A 21,320-nucleotide genomic window follows, 5' to 3' on the forward strand; every position below is an offset into this window, starting at 1 on the left:
AAGTAGCTGCCATCTGGTTTGACCGCTGGCTGGGACAAGGGGAACATTTTCAGCATCCGGCAGTAGCCACCTGCATCAAAACGATGCGAAACTGGCGAACGGAGATCGTCAATTATCACTCCTGTCGGTGGACCAATGCGGCGGTTGAAGGAAGAAACAACCGAATGAAAGCCTTTCAACGCCGACATTACTTCACCCGGAACCGGGAACGTTACGTACAAGGACTTCTGGTCGAATGTAACCGTGAACGATTTGGTACATAAAGTCAAGCACTAACTTTGATGTTGAGCCAGAAGTTATAGTAATTATCGTATGCTCCAGCACATTCGAAGCCTGAACAATTCGTTGTGGAACTTGCTACTTTGGAATTTTTTGTAAGTTAATCACCCTCCGCCAAGTTATCCGCACCTTCAATGGGTACGATTTGAATTTTTTGACCAGATGGAGCATTAGGATTTACGCGAAGTTCATATTGCTTTTGACATGGTTTTTAACATCCGATTCATTCGACAGTTTCTTATCTTTGCTTTTAACGGCCTTTATTGCTTTGGGCTGATCGAATTCCTTTTTGCTTTCAGAAGCTTTCGCTTTACCAGTCGAATAATCATTTTCGTAGACTACTTTTTGGCTAACCGATTTGATGAAGTTGCCATTCTCATCGTAGTAATCCTCAACGATTTCTGACTCAGTCTTGCTTATATTGCCTGATTCATAAAAAGTAGTGACAGTGTTTACATCTTTGAATCCCGTTTCCTCATAGACGCCTATGACGAGCGCTTCCTTACGTCATCGGTCGTCACCTGCGGTGTTGAAATTTTGTCGGCGTATATCGCCAAATTTTCAAGATAGAAACCCTCGGCATTCTTCGTGTCGGAGAGTGTGTCGACTCTAAACGACTCGATCATCTCATTGACGACCGCCGGTTTTGTTTCTGCCTTAGTTGCAGTGGCCAGGGGGTAACGTTAAAAAGCATAACAGAAGCCGGTGTAACAGACATAATCCTTCCAATCGTTGATTTCAACTTCATTCCAATTATCCTCCTCTTGCGTTATAATATGTATATTGCGATCACATTACAAACCGAAATCTACTATTTGTAAAATAGTAGGAAAAGGAGTTTTTTTTGAAGTACTATTTCATGCTGGTAGGTTCAATCTTTATGATTCTATTCGCCTGTTTGAGTGCATATTTCAAATGGAATCCTGGAGTTGGTCCAGTTGGAAATGGTCCAGATTATGATGCAATCATATGGCAACTGATTAAAAGACTGATCATAAGTCTCGCTTTCCTTTGCCTCGCCATTTATTATGATTCTAAAGAACAAGAAAAAAAACCTATGCCGAATGTAGATGAATAAATCCTACCGTTAGACACAGCAATCTGAGGCTATCTTAAGGATCCCAGCCTTTAGACATCCTAAATCAAGCTTTGAAAACAGTATCGACGATAAAATACTGTACTATTGATCAGTTGACCTTGAGCAAAATATCATAGAGACTTTGATTAAAAAAATTATGACTTATCGCAAACGCCTGACTTTTCCGCATTTTGTCGTCAGTTGAGCGAAATAGACAATGATTCCGGGAAATGGTACATTAGAAAATAATAAGAGGCAGGAAAAGATACATTTAGTAATTCAGTAAAGGGAACATCGGCAGGATATTTGGAAATTCGTTATTATCAGGGGATTCTATTAATCAATGAAAGCCAATCATTAGATTAAAATCAAAAATTTTTCAACAATTTCGATTGTGACATTTGTTCGAAATAACTAAAAAAAACCTTCGAACGGCCAGCGGAAAGGAGCTTCTCCTTCCTGCCAGCCGCTCGAAGGCTTGAAGCGCGGGTGCTTTATTTCGACAATGCGTTCAGGCGCTTGGCCAGACGCGATTTTTTCCGGTTTGCGGCGTTCTTATGAATCAGGCCTTTCGTAACGGCCTTGTCCAGCTTCTTTTGCGCCAGGATGAGAGCTTCTTTCGAAGCTTCGGCGTCGCCGCCGGCAACCGTCGTCTCGTACGCCTTGATGGCCGTGCGCAGCGCCGACTTTTGCGAAGCGTTGCGAAGGCGTTTTTTTTCGCTCGTTTTAACCCGTTTGACCGCAGACTTTATATTCGGCATGTGTGTCTTTCACCTCGTATGATTTCTTTCCCATTCACAAGCAAACATTGTTAATCTTATCATCTCGACTACCCAAAATCAATAGAAAGATGTCGAAATTTGTGCCTGCTACTGTTCCAATTCATTGACTTGGGCGCAGATCGTGTCCTCGCTCCAGACCGGGTTGACGTAGCCCGCAGGTGCATTCAGGTAAGCGAGCCAAGCTTGCTCGTAACCTGCAGCTTCCCGGGCTGCGGCGCAGGCGGCTTCCGGAGTCTGCCCCTGAAGCTGGGCGTTCAGCCTCTCCTTACGCAGCTGGGCAAACTGCTTGACGACATGGTCAAATGCTTGTTCCTGCTCAGCAGAGAGATCTGATCCTTCGATCCACTCGTCCCCGAATATGAACATGTAGTCCCGGTAAGAGTACGATGCCATTTCCGCAGCCTCGCCGTAGAGCTGCAGCGCTCTGTCGGTATGCCCGTGCGCCACCGCCCACAATCCGTCGATCATACGATGATAAGGGGTGGGAGAGTCCGCAAACGTACGGTCGACGCGCTTTACCGCACCGTCTGCGACCGCGTACATGTCGGTATACTCTCTCTGCCACGGTCCCGCACCGGCAGAGCCGATCAAGCCTCCGGTCAGCGCCAACTTCCCGCCGGACACACCAGCCTCGGACACATTGGGGATGGATGCCTCCCCCTTCAGCGGCCGGAGCGCACCGTCCGCCCATGCGGAAGCCGTATACGTCGAAACCGTCGTATGCGCCCCGCTGACATGCGATACCCACACCGCCTCAGGTTTGCCGTCGCCGGTCAGATCCTCCACCGCCACAAGCTCGGCCTTGCCGAAGCTTTCGTCCGGAAACGCAAAGTGATCGAGGGCATACTTGCCGTCCCGATAGCTTATTGCGATTCCGTAAGCGCGGCGCTGTGCCGTCCCGCCGTCCTGCTCGTCGATTCGATTCTCGCGAAGCACAGCGAGCCATTCATTGCGGAGTCCATCGCCATCGAGATCGGCTTGCACGATCCGGGCAGGCTCGCGCGAGGAATCGTAGCGGGCGGCAGCGGCCTCGAGCCATTCCGTCATCCGGTCCGGCGGCTCCTGCAGCTTGCCGAGCTCCTCTGTAAGCCTTGCGGGCAACGGGAGCGGCTTCGCCTCAGATAAGGCCGGCTGCGCGGCCGCCTGCCCCTGCGCGGCTGCCCCTTCTGCCGCCGCTGCCGGCGCTTCCCCCAGCTCCGACGAAGCTTGTATGGCCAGGGAGGCCAGCAGCAGGATCGCCGCCAATATCCCCGCGCCGACAGAAAGCTTGCGGTATTTTCTCATGCACATGCAGCCCCTCTCTAAGCACTAATACCAATGAGACGCGGCTTGGAGAGGATAAGTTCAATAGGGCCGTAATCGGGAACGAAGGACGCAGCGCCCCAGCGCCCCCTCAACAAAGAACCCGGCCAAAGCCGGGTTCCTGCGCGGATTCCGTTATACCATCATTTTGCAAATGTCGTTGGTGAATTCGACCGGATCTTGAATCGGCAGCCCTTCGATCAGCAGCGCCTGATTGTACAGCAGGTTCGTGTAGAGCGCGAGCTTCTCCTTGTCCTGGGCAAAGGCCGCTTTGAGCGATTGGAATACATCGTGATTGACGTTGATTTCCAGCACTTTGTCGGCTTTCACGTCCTGGCCGTTCGGCATCGCCTGCAGCACTTTTTCCATCTCGATCGACAGCTCGCCTTCCGACGACAGGCATACCGGGTGGGACTTCAGCCGCTTGGACGCCTTCACCTGCTTCACCTTGTCCTTCAGCACGTCCTTCATGAACTCGAAGAGCTCCTTGTTCTCGCTCTCCTCCGCCTCGGCCGCCTTGTCAGCTTCGTCCGCCTCGATCCCGAGATCGCCGCTGGACACCGATTTGAACTCCTTATCCTTGTATTTCAGCAGCATCTTGATAGCGAATTCGTCGATATCGTCCGTGAAGTACAAAATTTCGTAACCCTTGTCGGCAACGAGCTCGGTCTGCGGCAGCTTGTCGATACGCTCGATCGATTCGCCGGTTGCGTAGTAGATATATTTTTGCTCCTCGGGCATTCTCGAGACGTATTCGTCCAAGGTAACCTGCTTCTTCTCCTTGGAGGAATAAAACAGCAACAGGTCCTGCAGCTCCTCCTTGTTCGTGCCGTAATCGCTGTAAACGCCGTATTTGAGCGTGCGGCCGAACGCCTTGTAGAACTGCTCGTATTTCTCCCGCTCGTCCTTCAGCATGCTTTGCAGCAGGCCTTTGATTTTGTTCTTGATGTTTTTGGCGATCAGCTTAAGCTGCCGGTCATGCTGCAGCATCTCCCGCGAAATGTTCAGCGACAAATCCTCCGAATCGACCATTCCCTTGACGAAGCTGAAATAGTCGGGAAGCAGGTCCGGACACTTGTTCATGATCAGGACGCCGTTCGAGTACAGCTCGAGCCCTTTCTCGTATTCCTTCGTATAATAGTCGAACGGCATCTGCTCGGGAATGAACAGAATCGCGTTGTAGACGACCGCCCCGTCGGCGCTGATATGAAGATGCTTCAGCGGCTTGTCGAAGCCGTATCTTTTCTCGAAATAGAAATTATCATAGTCTTCCTGCTTCAGCTCGTTCTTGTTCTTCCGCCAGATCGGGACCATGCTGTTGATGGTCTCTTCTTCCACGACTTCCTCGAATTCGTTCTCGCTGCCCTCCTTGGGCTTGCTCCGCTTGACATCCATCTTGATCGGATAGCGGATGAAATCCGAATATTTCTTAATAATCGACCTTAAGCGGTACTCTTCCAAATATTCGTCGTATTGATCGTCCTCGGTATTGGGCTTGATTCGGAGAATAATGTCCGTACCGGGCGTCGCTTTCTCGCTGGGCACGATCGTGTAGCCGTCCGCGCCCGACGACTCCCACTTGTAAGCCTCGTCGCTGCCCAGCGCCCGGCTGATTACAGTGACGACATCCGCAACCATGAAGGCGGAGTAGAAGCCGACCCCGAACTGGCCGATGATATTGTGCCCGTCCTTCAGCTCGTTCTCGTTCTTGAAGGCAAGCGAGCCGCTCTTGGCGATGACGCCGAGGTTGTTCTCAAGCTCCTCCTTCGTCATGCCGATCCCCGTGTCGGAAATCGTGAGCGTGCGGTTCGCCTTGTCCGGCGTTATTTTGATATAGTAATCGTCTTTATTGAAAACAAGCTGATCGTCCGTGAGCGCCCGGTAATAAATTTTGTCGATGGCGTCGCTCGCATTCGAGATCAGCTCCCGCAAAAAGATCTCCCGCTGCGTATAAATGGAGTTGATCATCATCTCCAGCAGCCGTTTCGATTCCGCCTTGAACTGTTTCTTGGCCATGAATACGTTTCCCTCCATCGGTTTAACGTTTTGTCAGGTTAAAGGGCCTTGCCGCGGACCCGAAAATTTAGCACTCAGCGAGATGGAGTGCTAACACTTCTTTTTATATACCATATCCGAATTTTTGGTGTCAATATGCGAGGCGGATTGGCCGTGGACCATTCTGCTATTTCAGCATAAATATTGTCAAAATCTATAAATATGGTAAAATTTCAAAGGATCTATCTAGAGGAGCTACATAATATAAAGAGAGGGGATTGCAAAATGAGAGTATGGAAAACAGCGCTTATTGGAGCCGCATTGGTCTGCTTCGTCTTCTCATCTGCCAGCTACGCTCATCCCGGCAGGACAGACGCGCGAGGCGGCCATACGTGCAGGACCAACTGCGAAAAGTGGGGGCTCGAATACGGGGAATATCACTATCATAACGGCTCTGGTTCCAGTTCTTCCAAAAGCAGCTCGAAGTCGTCGGCTCCCAAGCAATCGTCGGCGCCGGCCCCGGCGACATCGACCCCGGCGGCACCAGCGGTACCTAAAGGCGCCGTCAAGGTTGCGAAGCCATCCTTCGCAGTCTACATTCACGACCAGCAAATTCCGAATGATTCGGTCAAGTACCCTGTCATCGAATACAAGGACATCACGTATTTCCCGATGACGTGGAACTACGCGCAGGCGCTTGGCCTGGAGCTGCAATGGGATGCGGCGACGGGATTGGCGATCGGCACGACCGATTCGGAACCAGCCAAGCTACAGTTGGACACAGGCGCCTCTGCCGACAGCAGCTATGCGACGATGCCGACCTTCCCCATTCGTGTAAACGGCGTCCAAATCGACAACGCCAACGAGCCGTATCCTGTTTTGGTATACAACGACATTACTTATTTCCCGATGACCTGGCATTTCGCCGTGGAGGAACTGGGGCTTACGATCAAGTTTGAGAACGATGCGTTTTATATATCGAAATAGTGCGTTCCGCATGTCCGGGGACGGATTCTCATGAAGCAAGGGCTATCTCTGGCAGCAATGCAAGAGAATAGCCCTTCCTTTAGACAGGTTAATTACCCCTCATACAGTCTCTTCCACCGCTCCAGCTTCTGCCGCATCGTCTCCCGGTAAGCCCGCGGCTCCAAGATTTCCGCATCGGGGCCGTACTGGCTGAGCCAGTTCAAAAATTCGCGGTCGTGGTTGACCGTCACTTCAAACAGCAACCCGCCATCCTGGAGCCGCGTTATTTTGGGCCTTAAGATCAGCTCTTCCTCCAACACATAGCGGGCCACATCCTTGTGAAACTTGATCTTGAAACGGATGTACTCGCTGCCGCGTTCGATGGACCATGTGTTTTTCAAGTACGCCTTCAGGTTGAAGTCGCCTTTGTCGAAAGTGCGGTTCAGCAGCGTGACCTTGCGAAACCTGCTGATGCGAAACGTGCGGAAAGCGGAGGCCGTATGACAGTAGCCGATCAGGTAGAACCGGTGGTCTCTCGGCACGAGATAATAAGGATCGATATCCCGGGACGATTCCTCATCGCGGCTTTGCGTGTAATACACGGTGCGGATCGTCTGTTGGGACAGGGCGGCCCGGATAATATCGGATAAAAACGAATTTTGGCGCTTGCGGTGGGCCGGCGTCCCCATCTGGATCACACCCGCCACATGCTGCAAAATATCGGTCCGCCTCGACTGCTCCTTGCGGTGGGTAGCCATCACCTTCTCGTATGCGGAATCGAAGCCTTCCGGCAGCAGCGGCTGAAACTGCTCGAGCACGGAAGGCAGCGCGGAGAATGCCAGCGCCTCCTGCTCCGTCCAGTCGAGCGGATACATGGCAAAATTGCTGACGAACGCGTACCCTTTGCCGTGCCCTAAATTCGATATCGGCAAATTCATTGCCGATAACGCATCGATATCGCGGTAAATGGTCCGTTCGACGACCTCGCAGCGCTCGGCCAGTTCTTTGGCCATGATGCCGGGCCGGGATTGAATCAGGTTAATAATGCGCATCAGACGAATCAATCGCTCGTTCACAGAAGCAGCTCCCCCTTATCATTCATCGGAATGCACATTATAGTTCATTCGACCCATGACTAGGGAACTCCTCCCTGTGATCTCAAATGTTCAAGGTTGGCTGCGGATCGGAACGGTCCGTGCCTGATTCCGCCCCGCTTATCGCTGAACCCCGGCTGCCATTGCCGTCTTCGTCAGCAGCCCGTGCAGCATCCGATGCGACTCCCGGCTGCGCCCGCACGCTTCGCGGATGGCCGATGCGGACTGGACGAACGGCCCCGGCTCCGTCAGCTCGCTTTCCCATTCCGTGAGCATCCGGCCGATGCAGGAGGGCGTCGCCTCCAGGTGAAACTGAAGGGCGAGAACATGATCGCTGTACGCGAAAGCCTGCTCGCCGCAGCCCTCGGAGCGGGCCAGCCTGACTGCCCCATGCGGCAAATCGTAGGTATCCGCATGCCATTGAAACGAGTAAAACCGCTCGGGCATGCCTTCAAACAGCGGGTGCTTCTCCGTCGTGCGGGCGATCGGATGCCAGCCGATTTCCTTGTGCTTGTGCCGGTATACGCGGCCGCCGAGCACATCCGCCAGCATTTGCGCCCCCAGGCAAATGCCGAGCACGCCGATCTCCCGCCGGATCGCCTGCTCGACCCAGCGCTTCTCCGCCTTCAGCCACGGGCATTCCGCTTCATCGTATACGCTCATCGGCCCGCCCATAATGACCAGCAGCTCCGTCTGCTCCAGCCATTCCGCGCGCACGCCTGCGGAAGGATCGGCCACTGTAAGACGATGCCCGTTCAGCGCGGCCCACTGCGCGATCGCCTGCGGGTCGTCGAAATCAAAATGTTTGAATGCCAGGATGTTCAAGAGCAACCCCTCCAATCCTTGTGTAATATTATATAACACTAACGGTCACTATGATAACAAATTTTTTCATAGTTTTCGCAAAATGCGCCACCGCGTGTTATATTTACACAAAGATTGAAAAAGGCCATTTCCTTCCAATAAGCAATTCGGGGAATTGAGAGTCACGAAATCTAACAAAGCATCTTCAGAGGTTGTTTCAGGGATAAGTGGGTGCGGTTTTAGCAGGCGGGGCAATCAACCATATTTGCGGCTCAATGTTGTAGAACGTGCAACATTTCGGGCGATGCTCCCGGGTTTGGAGTCAATCTCGCCCAAATTGTTGCACAAAATACTACATTCCCCTTCCTCTTGCACGAAAGACACGGAAAATGTTGTATTTTTTGCAGGATTCACCGCCTCATCGCGGGAACGAGGCCGCACAGGTTGACCCCCGGACGACCAGCTCCGGCCGGAGCACGATCCGCTGCCGGGCGGCATCGTCTTCGGTCAGCTTCTCGATCAGCAGCTGAAAAGCCTGCTTCCCCATGCCGGCGATCGGCTGCGCCACGGTCGTCAGCGGCGGGTCGGTTACCTCCGCCAAAATCGTATTGTCGAAGCCGACAATGGACAGCTCCTCGGGCACGCGAACCCCCAGCTCTTTGGCCCCCTGCATCGCGCCGATCGCCAGCAGGTCGTTGCAGCAGAACAGAGCCGTCGGCTTCTCCGGGCGGCCGAGCAAAGCGAGCGCAGCGCGCTTTCCTTCCTCCACCTTATGCTCGCAGATGACGATATCCGCATCGTCAAACGGAATTTGCCGTTCGGCCAGCGCCTGTTTGAAGCCGCGGAGCCGCTCCCGGCTGCTGCTCACCTTCCGATTCTCCGAGAGGACGGCCATGCGCCGGTGCCCCAATTCCGCCAAATGCCGTCCGGCCATCATGCCGCCAACGTAATCGTCGGCAACGACCGCATCGACGCTCAAGGCGTCATTTTCGCGGGAAAGCATGACGATGGGGACGTTTCTCGCCTCGAGGCCTGCCAGGATGTCCGGGTTATCGACGCCGGTGGCGATAATCATGCCGTCGACGCTCTTTTGCTCCAGCAGGGAAATGTAGCGCTCGACGCGCTCATCCTTGTTGTCCGTGCTGCAAATGATGACGCTGTAGCCGGACAGATGCGCCTGGTCCTCGATCGCTCTGGCGACTTCGGCAAAGAAAGGGTTGGAGATATCCGGGATAAGCAGACCGAGCGTGTACGTTTTTTTGCCCATCAGGGCGGAGGCGATCACGCTGGGCTGGTAATTCAATTTTTTCATGATTTCAAAAATCTGCTCTCGCTTCTTGCTGCTCACTTTGCCTTTTCCGTTAATGGCATTGGAGACGGTGGCGATGGATACGCCCGCTTCCTTGGCTACGTCATATATGGTCGCTTTCATCATCGTTCCCCTGATAAAATTACAAGCCTGTGACAAGCGAGTCCTTCTTCATCGGTCGTCACTTGCGGTATCGACAATTCAGGGGATGAACATGTCATCCCCTTTGCCTGTAATTATGAGCGGTTAAGCGGCATTTTGCAAGCTTGCTGTCCTTCACTTCCGGTTAGGCTGCATCAGCCATTCGTGGTCGGGATCGTTGCGGAACTTCCAGGTGCGGCTCGGCCCGGCCATGACATTCAAATAGTACACATCGTAGCCGGGGGGCGCGGATACCGGATGATAGCCCCGCGGCACGAGCACGGCCTCGCTGTCCTTGACGATCAGCGTTTCGTCCAGGGAGCGGTCGTCGGTATATACCCGCTGCACGGCAAAGCCCTGCTGCGGCGCGATTCGATAATAGTACGTCTCCTCCAGCAGCGATTCCTCCGGCAGGGCGTCCCTGTCATGCTTGTGGGGCGGATAGCTGGACCAGTGGCCGCCCGGCGTGAACACCTCGACCACGAGAAGGCTGTCCGCCGGCTCCTGCTCCGGCAAAATATTGTGAATGCGCCGCTCCATGCTGCCGGAGCCGCGAATTTCCGTGCCGACCTGCTCCGGCGCGATCAGCCGGGCCTCATGGCCCCCGCGTCCGGGCGCGGAGCAAACCGCCAGCTCCGCATCGACAAGCGCCTCTACCCGGTAACGCTCCCCGCTCGGGACATAGACGGAATACGGCGGCGTCTGCTCGAATACGCTCATGCGCCGGCCGATGTCCAGCCACTGCTCGCCGCCGGCAAACGCATTCGCCCTGCCGCTCAAGAGCACCAGGCAAACTTCGCGGTCGTCGGTATGGCGTTCCAAAGCTTGCCCCGCCGTCAGCCGGACCACTTCAAAGCCGACGTACGTCCACCCTGCCGACTCCGGCGTAATCGAAAGGATCGTGCCGTCCGGACCGGCGGGCAGCTTGGGCTTGACGATAAGCTGTGCCATGCGATATTCCCTCCTTAAAAATGCCGCCGACCAGTAGCTGACGCCTTCGGTGCCGGCTGCCGGCGGCGGTTGAAGAAATCGGGTTTCCGAATAATGGGAATTACCCCGTCAGATTGGAGCATACTCCCGGCGCAATTCGTCCAGCTCGCTGAGCTTGACAGCCCGCTGCAGCTTGCAGGACAGCTTGGCGGCAAGCGCGATTCTCTCCGCCTGCAGCCCGTCCTCGCCGCTGACCGGCACCGGCGCGCCGCTGAGCAGGCTGTCGATGAACTGCTGCGCTTCCTCCACATAAGCCTGGGCATAGCGCTCCAGGAAAAAATGCAGCGGCTTGTCGTACGCGATGCCTTCCGCCGTGCTGATCACCGCCGTATTCGGGTGATCGTTGGCCGTCGCCACGCTGCCTTTCGAGCCGAATACCTCGACCCGCTGGTCATAACCGTACACGGCCCGGCGGCTGTTGTCGATGACGCCGAGCGCTCCGTTTGCGAATCTCAGCGTGATCAGCGCCGTATCGATATCGCCGCATTCGGCGAATACCGGGTCGATCAGCACACTGCCCTGCGCGTACACTTCGACGACCTCGCTGCCCGACACGTAGCGGGCCATATCGAAATCGTGGATCGCCATGTCCATGAACAGGCCGCCGGAGCGCTCGATGTATTCCTTCGGCGGCGGGCCCGGATCGCGCGACGTAATCTTGATGATATGCGGCTCGCCGATCGCGCCGCCGGCCACATGCTCCCTCACGCGCCTGAAATTATGGTCGAACCGCCGGTTGAAGCCGACCTGCAGCTTCACGCCCGCCTGTCTTACCGCCGCGAGCGCTTCCTCCGTTTGCCCGATATCCATGCTGATCGGCTTTTCGCAAAAAATATGCTTGCCGGCCTGCGCCGCCTGCTTGATGAGCGGGACATGCGTATCGGTGGAAGAGCAGATGAATACCGCGTCGATCTCCGGATGGTTAATGATCTCGGCGCTGTCCTGCGCGAGCAGGCCGATCCCCCGTTCCGCCGCCCAAGCTTCCAGCTCGGCTCCGGCATACAGATCGCTGATCGCCGCGATTCGCGCATGCGGATGGCGAAGCAGGTTGTCGGCGTGGATTTTGCCGATGCGGCCTGCGCCGATCACCCCGATTGTGATCTTGTTCATCGCTGCTGTGCCTCCTGTTTCTTTCCCGAGCTGCCGAACAGGCGCATTTTCGCTTTCACTGCCGCCTTGATGGCCTCCCGCGCCGGAATCAAATAATGTCTCGGATCGTACGCTTCCGGATGGTCCTGAAGATACGCTCGAATCGCCGCCGTGCACGCCATCTGGTTGCCGGTGTTGACGTTAATCTTGGCGGTGCCCAGCGAGATGGCTTGCCGAATCTCCTCGTCCGGCAAGCCGCTTCCGCCGTGCAGGACGAGCGGCAGCCCGGTGAGCCGCTGAATCTCGCCCATCCGCTCGAAGCCGAGCCTCGGCTGGCCGCGATACGGCCCGTGCACCGAGCCGAGCGCGGGCGCCAGGCAGTCGATGCCCGTCTCCCGGACGAGCCGGACGCATTCCTCGGGAACCGCGTACATCGCCTCCGCTTCCTCGACGACGAGATCGTCCTCGCGCCCCGTAATCCGGCCGAGCTCCGCCTCGACGGACGCGCCGAGCGCGTGAGCCGCCTCCGTCACCCGGGCCGTTACGGCAATATTGCGCTCCAGCTCGTGGTGCGAGGCGTCGATCATGACCGAGGTGAAGCCTGCGTGCAGCGCGCGAAGGCAGACGTCGTACGTCGAGCCGTGATCGAGGTGGAGCGCAACCGGAACGCTGATTTCGTCGTATTCGATCAGCCCTTTCACCATTTCCGCAATAGTGCGGAGCCCGCCCATGTAAGAAATATAAGCTTCGCTGACCCCGAGAATGACGGGGGCCTGCTCCTCCTCCGCCGCCTGCAAAATCGCCTGCGTAAACTCCAGATTGTTCAGGTTGAACTGCCCGACGGCATAGCGTCCTTCGAGCGCCCGGTTCAACATCGCCGACATGCTTACAAGTGTCATGCCTTAAGGTCCCTCCGCCTATCGGTGCAGGCGCCGCCGTTACCAGCGGGCCGTCACCATTTTTTTGCGCGTGTAAAATTCGACGCCGTCCGTGCCGTTGGCATGCAGATCGCCGTAGAACGATTTTTTCCAGCCGGAGAACGGGAAGAACGCCATCGGGGCCGGTACGCCCAGGTTGATGCCGAGCATGCCGGCGTCGATCGTCTCGCGGAACTGCCGCATCGCCGCGCCGCTCTTCGTAAACAGGCAGGCGCCGTTGGCGAATTCCGAGCGGTTCGCCAGCTCGATCGCTTCCTCCAGCGTCGCTGCGCGGGCGATGGACAGGACCGGGGCGAAAATTTCATCCTGCCATATTTTCATGCCGCACTGCACCTGGTCGAACAGCGTCGGGCCAACAAAATAGCCCCGGCCTTCCGCCGCCGCATCCTTTCGGCCGTCGCGGACGAGCAGCGCGCCTTCCTTTTCCCCGATATCGATATAGCTCAGCGTCCGCTCCTTATGCGACGCGCGGATGACCGGCCCCAGGAAGACGCCTTCCTCCATGCCATTGCCGATCTTGATCCGGTCCGCCGCCTCCGTCAGCCTGCGCACCAGCTCGTCGCCGATGTCGCCGACGGCGACGACGACGGAGCAGGCCATGCAGCGCTCGCCGGCGGAGCCGAACGCGGCATTGATAATCTCTTTGACCGCCAGATCGAGGTCGGCGTCCGGCATGACGATGGAATGGTTCTTCGCCCCGGCCAGCGCCTGGACGCGCTTCCCGTGTGCGGACGCCGTCTTGTACACGTACTCCGCGACCGGCTGCGAGCCGACGAAGGAGATGGCGGCGATGTCGGGATGCTCAAGCAGGCCGTTCACGACGTCATGGGCGCCGTGGACGATGTTCAGGACGCCTGCCGGAAGCCCCGCCTCGTGAAACAGCTCGGCCAGCCGGCCCGCAAGCAGCGGCGTGCGCTCGGACGGCTTCAGCACGAACGTGTTGCCGCAGGCAATCGCCAGCGGGAACATCCAGCAGGGCACCATCATCGGGAAGTTGAAAGGCGTGATGCCGCAGGCAACGCCGATCGGATAGCGGTACATGCCGGACTCCAGATTGGTGGCGATATCGGGCAGCTGCCTGCCCATCATCAGATGCGGCGCGCCGGCGGCGAACTCGACGCATTCGATCCCGCGCTGCACTTCGCCGTATGCCTCGGTGTAGCTTTTGCCGTTCTCCTGCGTCACGAGCCGGGCCAGCTCGTCCCAATGCTGCACAAGCAGCTGCTGGAATTTGAACAAAATGCGGGCCCGGCGCGGCACCGGCGTGCGGCTCCACGTCTTGAACGCTTCTTTGGCGGTCTGCACGGCGGCGTCCACATCCTCTCGGGCCGACAAAGGCACGGAGGCGAGACTCTCTTCGGTGGCGGGGTTGTATACGGTCTCGCTGCGGTCTGTGTGCGCGGCGACCCATTGTCCGCCGATCCAGTTTTTCAACATTTGCGTCATGGTGAACAACCCTCTCTGCATAGATTGGAGGCCAGTGACGGCCGATGCTTTCCGAGCATTCGAAGCCCATGCACAGCGGCCGTCCGCTGCGGCTATGGGACATGCTTGCCGGCGGCTGCCGTCAAACGACGATTTCTCCGCGCTCGCAGCGGTCGATATAATCGCGAACCTGCCCGGCGCTCGGCATGGCGTCGGAGCAGCTGTGGCTGGAGATGACGATGCAGGCGGCGGCGCTGCCGAACTCCATGCTGCGCTCCAGCGTCCAGCCCTGCATCAGCCCGTACAGAAAGCCCGCCGCATAGGCGTCGCCCGCGCCGAACGTCTTGACGACTTTGGCCGGGAACGTTTTGGCGCGATGGCTTGCGCCGTCTTTCGTATAGGCGATCGAGCCGTCCTTGCCGTGCTTGATGATGACGATCTTCGCCGCATGCTCGAACCAGCGGCCCGCGGTCCACTCGTCGCTGCGGTCGGGATTGCGCTCGAACCGCTCCATCATGTCGAATTCCTCGCGCGTTCCGAGGATGACATCGCATTTTTCCGCCGCCAGATTGTAATACACCGCCGTTTCTTCTGCGGATGTCCAGGTGTACGGCCGATAATCCAGATCGAAGGCAATGGCGGTGCCATGCTTCTTCGCGTAGCGCAGCGCCTGGAACACCGCTTCCCGGGAAGGGCTGGCCGCAAGCGCCGTGCCGGAGATCAGCAGCAGCTTGGTGCGGGCGATCAGCTCCTCGCTCACTTCGCCCGGCTCCAGCTTCAGATCGGCGGCGTTATCGCGGTACATGAGGATGCTGCAGTCCGTCGGGCTTTTGATTTCCGTAAAAGCAAGCCCCGTCACGGCGCCGGTGCAGTCGGTGATCACGTTGCTTGTCTCGATGCCGTTTGTCGTCAAATAGTCGCGGATGAACCGGCCCATCTGATCGTCGGCGATTTTGCCGATAAAGGCGGCCGCAAGGCCCAGTCTGGACATGCCGATCGTTATGTTGGCGGGAGAGCCCCCCACATATTTCGTAAACGTGCTCGTCTGCTCCATCGGGCGATGAATTTCGTTGGCGTTCAAGTCGATGCACAGCCTGCCGATCGCCGTGAAATCGACGCTCCGGTTCTCCGGCAGTGAGAGATAGGTCATGGCTTACACCCCCGCTTTCGATTGAATGATGCTGTCGATATATTGCAATGCCCGGTTCGCGAATTCGTAGGGCGGGCAATTCGCCGGGTCCTGCTCGCCCTCCAGCATCGCCCAGCCGTCGTAGCCGCGGCTAAGCAATTCCCCGATAATCGGCTCGAAATCGAGATCGCCCGTGCCCGGCAAGGTAAAGACGCCCCTGCGGATGCAGGTGATAAAATCGGCCTGCTCCGCTCTCGCCTGCTCGAGCACCGCCGTGCGCACATCCTTCAGATGGATGTAGGCGATGCGGTCGTAATGCTTGCGCAGAACGTCCAGCGGATCGGCCCCTCCGTAATAGGCATGGCCGGTATCATAGAGCAGATACACCAGCTCGGGATCGGTCTGCTCCATCAGCCGGTCGATCTCTTCCGGCCGCTCCACCGCGGTGCCGCCGTGATGATGATAGGTCAGCTTCATGCCGTGCTCCCTGGCCATCGCTCCGGCGGCGTTGAGCCCTTCGGCCAAGCTTCGCCAGCCGGCCTCGTCCAGTCGCAGCACCTCCTTCTCGTGCGGCGTGCGGCGCGGGTCGAAATGCAGCGAGCCGCCGACCTCGCAGGTGCTGATGACGTCGCTCCCCATTTCTTTGAGGAAAAGAATATGATTCCGATATGCCTGAAGCTCCGCTTCGCGGTATGCGGGGTCGGAGAACAGCACGGACTTCCACTGCGAGACGAGCCTCAGCCCCCGCTTGCCGAGCTCCCGCTTCAGCACATCGATCTCGCGCGGATATTTCCGGCCCATCTCGGTTCCCGCAAGACCAAGCCGCTGCATGTCGTCCATAATCTGCTCGTAGGTCGTATCGTCCCCGTGCTCCTTGACGTCCTCGCCGACCCAATTGATCGGATGCGCTCCGATGTGAAACGGTCGCTTAAGCATCGGTTCGTTCCTCCTTTTTGGCTCCCAGATCTGTTCCTGTCAAATCGTTCTTGCCGAGCGAAGCCGCTCCTGCCTGGCCCGGTGCGCCTCCGTCACCTTCTCGCTGACCGATACCTCGGGCACGCCGACGTTCCACCACGACTCGTAGCCGGAAGTGCCCGTTCCGGGGACGACGGATACTTCGATGAGCGTCGTTCCCTTCTCCAGCCTGGCTTGCTCCAAAGCATGCCTCAGCTCCTCGGCGGTCGCCGCCTTGTACGCCTTGGCGCCCAGGCTGCGGGCATGGGCGGCGAAATCGATCGGCATGTAGCCGCCGCTCAGCCGCCCCGTGGACGGCTCCCGGTAGCGGAACTCGTTGCCGAAGCCGTCGCTTCCGTGCTCCCGCTGCAGGTTATGGATACACTGGTAGCCATGATTGTCGAACAGGACAATGGTGATCTTCGTTCCTTCCTGCAGGCTCGTCAGCAGCTCGGAATGAAGCATGAGGTAGCTGCCGTCCCCGACGAACGCGTACACCTCGCGCTCCGGCTCGGCAAGCGCCGCTCCGAACGCTCCGCTGACCTCGTAGCCCATGCAGGAAAACCCGTATTCCATATGATACGTTTTCGGCTCCGACGGCCTCCACAGCCGGTGCAGATCGCCCGGCAGGCTGCCGGCCGCGCAGACGATGACCGCGCCAGGGGCGATCGACTCCTGAAGCACCCCTAAAGCGCGGGTCTGGGCAAGCCCCTGCTCGTGCTCGAGGGCGAAAAGTCTGTCTGTCTCGGCATCCCACCGCCGCTTCAGGCTGGCGATTTCGCCTTCCTCATATGCGCTGCGGTAGTTCGTTGCAGCAAGCTTATCCATTAACGCTTTCAAGCCGAGCTTGGCATCGCCTGTCAGCGCTGCGCCTCCCCATTTGGCCGCATCCGGCGCGTTCACGTTAATATTGACAAACTGGACGCCGGGATGGGCAAAGGCCGATTTGGACGATGTCGTAAAATCGGAATACCGGGTGCCTACGCCGATAATCACGTCCGCTTCCTTGGCCAACGTGTTGGCCGCCAGCGTGCCGGTCACGCCGATCGCCCCGACGTTCAGCGGATGGTCCCAGGGCAGCGAGCTTTTGCCCGCCTGCGTCTCGGCTACCGGAATGCCGAACGCTTCGGCAAACGCGCGCAGCTCCTGAACGGCCGACGCATACAGCACGCCTCCTCCGGCGATGACGAGCGGCCGCTGCTTCCCTTGCAGCAAGGCCGCCGCGCGATCGACCGCTTCCGGCGCCGGCGGCCGGCGATCGATATAATGTATGCGCTTTACAAAAAACGACTCGGGATAATCGTAAGCCTCTGCCTGCACGTCCTGCGGCAGCGCGAGGGTAACAGCCCCCGTCTCGGCCGGGTCGGTCAGCACCCGCATCGCCTGCAGCGCCGCCGTCATCAGCTGCTCGGGGCGCACAATGCGGTCCCAATACTTGCTGACCGCCTTGAACGGATCGTTCGCGGACACGGTGTAATCCGCAGCGACCTCCAGCTGCTGCAGCACCGGATCGGGCTGGCGCGACGCGAAGTTATCGCCGGGCAGCAGCAGCACCGGAATGCGGTTGACGGTAGCCGTCGCTGCCGCCGTTACCATATTCAGCGCGCCCGGCCCGATCGATGTCGTGCAGGCGAATATTTGCCTGCGGTTCTTCTGCTTCGCATACGCCGTCGCCGCATGGACCATGCCCTGCTCGTTTTTGCCCTGAATCGTGACGAGCTGGCCGGGACTGCGCTCCAGCGCCTCGCCGATGCCCGTCACGTTCCCGTGCCCGAAGATCGCCATCACGCCGCGGACGAACTTCGTCTCCTCGCCATCGACGGACACATACTGCGCGTCCAGGAACCGGATCAAAGCCTGGGCCATCGTCAATCGAACGGTAGCCATAACCTGCCTCCTTCAGTAGGTTAAGCGCTTAACATGAGTTGTAAAAAATAACGCACTTCATTAGGTTAAGCGCTTTTCCTAAATCATACACTATGGCATTTATAATCTCAATGTTTTTTTCAAATTGCGACGATGTTTTTTACTATTCCTCTGTTTCGCCGGGAAACCTTATGCCGCTTGCGGCATGGACAGCACGCTGGTTGCCTACGTGTTACTCCCGTCCGCCGCTGCGGATCGTCTGATCGTCGCGCGAAGGAGGAAGGAGACCAGTCAGCGCTTAACTTGCATGTATGAGGGCGACGAGCCGCTGTCGCTTGGGCTTTCGGCAGAGAAGTAGCTTCAGCCCGCGGCAACAGAATCCGTGTCGCCGACTGCGCCAGTCACGCCGCGCTTCGATCAGCAGTCGCCCGGATTGCAGCTTCGCCATAGCGCTTCATCCTGCAAGATGGTTCAGCGCTTCCGCCAACAGCACGATCGTGAGCGACTGGCCGTAGGTCGTCGGGGCGAGCATGATGCTTTTGTAATCTTCCTTGCGCTTGCCTATCGCGGTGCCCGCCGACACGTTCATTACCGTGCCGTCCTCGGCAATATTGCTCATGACCGCTTCGATCGTCTTGAAGCAGCCGTCCGCGTAACGGGCGTCCAGCAGTCCCAGCCGAATTCCTTTGAGAATGCCGGCGGCGATCGCGGCGGAGCCCGACACTTCCGTATAGCTGTCCGGATCGTCCAGCAACGTATGCCAAAGCCCGTTCTTTGCCTGCAAAGACATCAATTTATCCACCTGCGCCCGGTACGTCTCGAAAATGAGACCGTACGAGCGGGTCGGAGCTTCGCGCTGCGTCATGTCGAAATACTCGGGCACCGCGAGAGTAAACCAGCTGTTGCCTCTGCACCAATAAGCCTGGCTAAAATTATGCTTGTTTTTGAAATCGTAACCGTGGTAGAACAGCGCATCGTCCCGGTTGAACAAATACTTGATATGGAGCGCGAACTGCGCGTCCGCTTCGCTCAGCCACGCCGGGTTGTTATGCCGGACGCCCATTTTGGCGGCAAACAGCACAACCATGAACAGGGTGTCGATCCAAATCTCCTGATCGTGAAGCGTCAGCTCCTGCTTCGTATCGCCGGAGGTGACGTGCTGGAAGCCGTTCTCGGCCGTTCTCGGGCATTCGTTTACAAGCCACTCCATCCATTCCAATGAAAGCCCTTTAAATTCGGAGTAGTCCATTAACGTCAGCATAGGAGCTGTCGTATTGATATTTTTCAAAGGCAGTCCCCGGCGCATCTGTTCCTTCGCCCAGCGAACGATGAAATCGTCATAATTGCGCTGCGGATCGCGGCTATGCTCTGCCAGCTTGCGGAGGCCGTACAATCCGACGCCCTGCGGCCAATCCCATTCCTCCATGCCGAAATCTCTCGGGAAGTAGCCCTGTGTTTTTCCGTTTTCCCCCAGGGCCTGCCAGCGATCTTCGTTTTGCGGCCTCTTCAGGTGCAGCAGCTGATCCATGACTTTGCGCAGCGCGAGTTGAACCTGTTCTTTCAATGCCGTTCACTCCTCTGTGTTATGTTGATGAAAGTAAGAAAATAGGTTGATGAGAGTAAGAAAAATAGTTCACGGTTGCTGAGAGTATGGAAAACAGTTCACCGTTGATGAGAGTATGGAAAACAGTTCACCGTTGATGTGAATAAAGAAAACAGTTGACGGTTGATGTGAATAAGGAAAGAATGTTAAGCGCTTAACCTTTTTTTTGATAATGATAGCCCTCTTTCCAGTCCATTATGGCCTTTTTCCCGGCAGCTGGACATGGGGCGAGTTTCTGGTAACCGGACACGGATCGGGCTTCTGGTACCTGGACATCGACCGAGTCACGGCCTTCGCCAAATCTGGCCGCGGTTCGTGCGCTGCATCGCGGCACCCGCGCCTGCTGCGCCCGCTTCGGTAGAACATGCGCCTCGCGGCAAAGCGCCTCGCATTCATCCGCCGCGCGCCTTTCGGCCGATTTATTTGCGAGCTTATGCGTTGTATGCGCCTGTATCTGATCGCCTGATCCGCCATATGAGCTTACGGGCGGCTGTTGGCGCATGAGCGCTAATATCTGCATTATAATCGCATTACATCCGCATGAAAAGCATTATTTCGCGTATCGTTAGGGAGCCTGAAGCCTCCGAATCTCTAACGCTTGTGACAAACGCTATTTTGCTGATTTGTGCCCTGATAAAAATGTAACGCTGGCTGGTAGCGCTATTTTGCCAAAAACGCCGAATCGGGCAGCCAAACATGCGGAATAAGGCTGCTCACTTGCCTTACAATTTCAAATCGGTCGTTTCGAGGGAAATAAGCTCTGTGGCTGGCGTTAGCTTAAGGTCTGCCCGGCAAAACAGCACCTTAGGCTAGCGAGCATGAAGAGAAGCTTCGAGCGAAGCACCTTCGCCAGATGAGGCTCCTTCGCCAGATGAGCGGGGTTGCGCTTGAGCAGCAGTTTTGCCTGGTGCAGAAAGTTACACTTCAATTTAACGCTTTAATGCCTTATCGAAACTAAGCTTTCTGGCAGCGCTGAACAAACATGCCCTCGGAGCAGTCCTTTTTCAGAGTGGCCCTTTATTGAGCAAATCTACGCTTTACTGCGAAGGAAGTGTTCAGCCGGCGGCTCCCGAAACCCGCGTTAGTGTGCGAATTCCATGTTAGTGTCCGGACTCCGCATTAGCGCGCGAATTCCATGTTAGTGTCCGGACTCCGCGATCAGCCCCCACGGTAGCGTGCGAATTCCGCATTAGCACGGCCCCTCCACAGGTACATGGGGCGACAAATCCTGCAAAAAATGCAACATTTTCCGGCCTCTTCGTACCGGAGGAAGGGTAATGTTGCATTTTGTGCAACAATTTGAGGGCAAATGGCTCCAAATCGAGGATCATCGCCCGAAATGTTGCACATTTTACAACTTTAAGCCGAAAATAGGGTTTATCCCCCCATTTTTGTTGTACCAAATACAACATTTGGTTATCTTGAAAAATTGGACGGAACCCTCCGGCGAATTTTTCAATACCGAAGGTGACGACCGATGACGAAGGAGTCGTTCGTCATAGGCGTCTATCTTGAAAAATTGGACGGAACCCTCCGGCGAATTTTTCAACACCGAAGGTGACGACCGATGACGAAA

At 56.8% G+C, this 21,320-nt stretch carries 18 protein-coding genes; 4 read left to right on the forward strand and 14 right to left on the reverse strand.

Annotated elements, in window-relative coordinates; all coding sequences use genetic code 11:
* The coding region (locus F591_RS30700) for a transposase (protein ID WP_211217615.1) at positions 1 to 263 on the forward strand (263 nt) is incomplete at its 5' end.
* Between the two features lie 860 nt (positions 264 to 1,123).
* Complete coding sequence (locus F591_RS0120650) at positions 1,124 to 1,357, forward strand: hypothetical protein (protein ID WP_019536516.1); 234 nt, start codon at positions 1,124 to 1,126, stop codon at positions 1,355 to 1,357.
* A gap of 494 nt (positions 1,358 to 1,851) precedes the next feature.
* Here the strand turns inward: F591_RS0120650 and rpsT are convergent, their stop codons facing one another.
* The 3 genes from rpsT to htpG form a co-directional block, all read right to left on the reverse strand.
* A complete protein-coding gene (gene rpsT / locus F591_RS0120655; RefSeq protein WP_019536517.1) occupies positions 1,852 to 2,118 on the reverse strand; it encodes a 30S ribosomal protein S20 in 267 nt (88 codons plus the stop codon).
* 108 nt (positions 2,119 to 2,226) lie between these two features.
* Complete coding sequence (locus F591_RS0120660) at positions 2,227 to 3,423, reverse strand: hypothetical protein (protein ID WP_019536518.1); 1,197 nt, start codon at positions 3,421 to 3,423, stop codon at positions 2,227 to 2,229.
* Between the two features lie 153 nt (positions 3,424 to 3,576).
* Entirely contained in the window at positions 3,577 to 5,457 is a 1,881-nt protein-coding gene (gene htpG / locus F591_RS0120665; protein ID WP_019536519.1) for a molecular chaperone HtpG, read from the reverse strand.
* Positions 5,458 to 5,721: 264 nt separating this feature from the next.
* On the opposite strand from htpG, the gene F591_RS0120670 reads away from it, so the two are divergent.
* Positions 5,722 to 6,423, forward strand: a complete 702-nt coding sequence (locus F591_RS0120670; RefSeq protein WP_019536520.1) for a YHYH domain-containing protein — start codon at positions 5,722 to 5,724, stop codon at positions 6,421 to 6,423.
* A 92-nt stretch (positions 6,424 to 6,515) separates the two neighbouring features.
* Here F591_RS0120670 and F591_RS0120675 read toward each other — a convergent pair whose 3' ends face one another.
* The 11 genes from F591_RS0120675 to F591_RS0120725 all read right to left on the reverse strand — a co-directional run bounded on the left by F591_RS0120675 (position 6,516) and on the right by F591_RS0120725 (position 19,705).
* A complete protein-coding gene (locus F591_RS0120675) occupies positions 6,516 to 7,478 on the reverse strand; it encodes a helix-turn-helix transcriptional regulator (RefSeq protein ID WP_019536521.1) in 963 nt (320 codons plus the stop codon).
* A 138-nt stretch (positions 7,479 to 7,616) separates the two neighbouring features.
* Positions 7,617 to 8,321 (reverse strand): type 1 glutamine amidotransferase, encoded by a 705-nt coding sequence (locus F591_RS0120680; protein ID WP_026326777.1) that lies wholly within the window; start codon positions 8,319 to 8,321, stop codon positions 7,617 to 7,619.
* Positions 8,322 to 8,718: 397 nt separating this feature from the next.
* Positions 8,719 to 9,732, reverse strand: coding sequence for a LacI family DNA-binding transcriptional regulator (locus tag F591_RS0120685; RefSeq protein WP_019536523.1), 1,014 nt, complete (start codon positions 9,730 to 9,732; stop codon positions 8,719 to 8,721).
* Positions 9,733 to 9,885: 153 nt separating this feature from the next.
* Complete coding sequence (gene iolB / locus F591_RS0120690; RefSeq protein WP_019536524.1) at positions 9,886 to 10,701, reverse strand: 5-deoxy-glucuronate isomerase; 816 nt, start codon at positions 10,699 to 10,701, stop codon at positions 9,886 to 9,888.
* 108 nt (positions 10,702 to 10,809) lie between these two features.
* Positions 10,810 to 11,850 (reverse strand): inositol 2-dehydrogenase, encoded by a 1,041-nt coding sequence (iolG, locus tag F591_RS0120695; protein WP_019536525.1) that lies wholly within the window; start codon positions 11,848 to 11,850, stop codon positions 10,810 to 10,812.
* Positions 11,847 to 12,728 (reverse strand): class II fructose-1,6-bisphosphate aldolase, encoded by an 882-nt coding sequence (gene fba / locus F591_RS0120700; RefSeq protein WP_026326778.1) that lies wholly within the window; start codon positions 12,726 to 12,728, stop codon positions 11,847 to 11,849. Before fba ends, iolG begins: the two co-directional genes overlap by 4 nt.
* A gap of 39 nt (positions 12,729 to 12,767) precedes the next feature.
* Positions 12,768 to 14,213, reverse strand: a complete 1,446-nt coding sequence (locus F591_RS0120705) for a CoA-acylating methylmalonate-semialdehyde dehydrogenase (protein WP_019536527.1) — start codon at positions 14,211 to 14,213, stop codon at positions 12,768 to 12,770.
* 121 nt (positions 14,214 to 14,334) lie between these two features.
* On the reverse strand, positions 14,335 to 15,342 hold the full coding sequence (gene iolC, locus F591_RS0120710; protein ID WP_019536528.1) for a 5-dehydro-2-deoxygluconokinase: 1,008 nt from the start codon (positions 15,340 to 15,342) through the stop codon (positions 14,335 to 14,337).
* Between the two features lie 3 nt (positions 15,343 to 15,345).
* The gene (iolE, locus tag F591_RS0120715; RefSeq protein WP_019536529.1) at positions 15,346 to 16,257 is read right to left on the reverse strand and encodes a myo-inosose-2 dehydratase; all 912 of its coding nucleotides are present in this window, start codon (positions 16,255 to 16,257) and stop codon (positions 15,346 to 15,348) included.
* Positions 16,258 to 16,296: 39 nt separating this feature from the next.
* On the reverse strand, positions 16,297 to 18,162 hold the full coding sequence (gene iolD, locus F591_RS0120720; protein WP_019536530.1) for a 3D-(3,5/4)-trihydroxycyclohexane-1,2-dione acylhydrolase (decyclizing): 1,866 nt from the start codon (positions 18,160 to 18,162) through the stop codon (positions 16,297 to 16,299).
* A 433-nt stretch (positions 18,163 to 18,595) separates the two neighbouring features.
* Positions 18,596 to 19,705, reverse strand: a complete 1,110-nt coding sequence (locus F591_RS0120725; RefSeq protein WP_019536531.1) for a glycoside hydrolase family 88/105 protein — start codon at positions 19,703 to 19,705, stop codon at positions 18,596 to 18,598.
* Positions 19,706 to 21,021: 1,316 nt separating this feature from the next.
* On the opposite strand from F591_RS0120725, the gene F591_RS33645 reads away from it, so the two are divergent.
* Positions 21,022 to 21,225 (forward strand): hypothetical protein, encoded by a 204-nt coding sequence (locus F591_RS33645; protein ID WP_019536532.1) that lies wholly within the window; start codon positions 21,022 to 21,024, stop codon positions 21,223 to 21,225.
* The last annotated feature ends 95 nt before the right edge of the window (positions 21,226 to 21,320 follow it).

The organism is Paenibacillus ginsengihumi DSM 21568, assembly GCF_000380965.1.
Lineage (GTDB): Bacteria > Bacillota > Bacilli > Paenibacillales > NBRC-103111 > Paenibacillus_G > Paenibacillus_G ginsengihumi.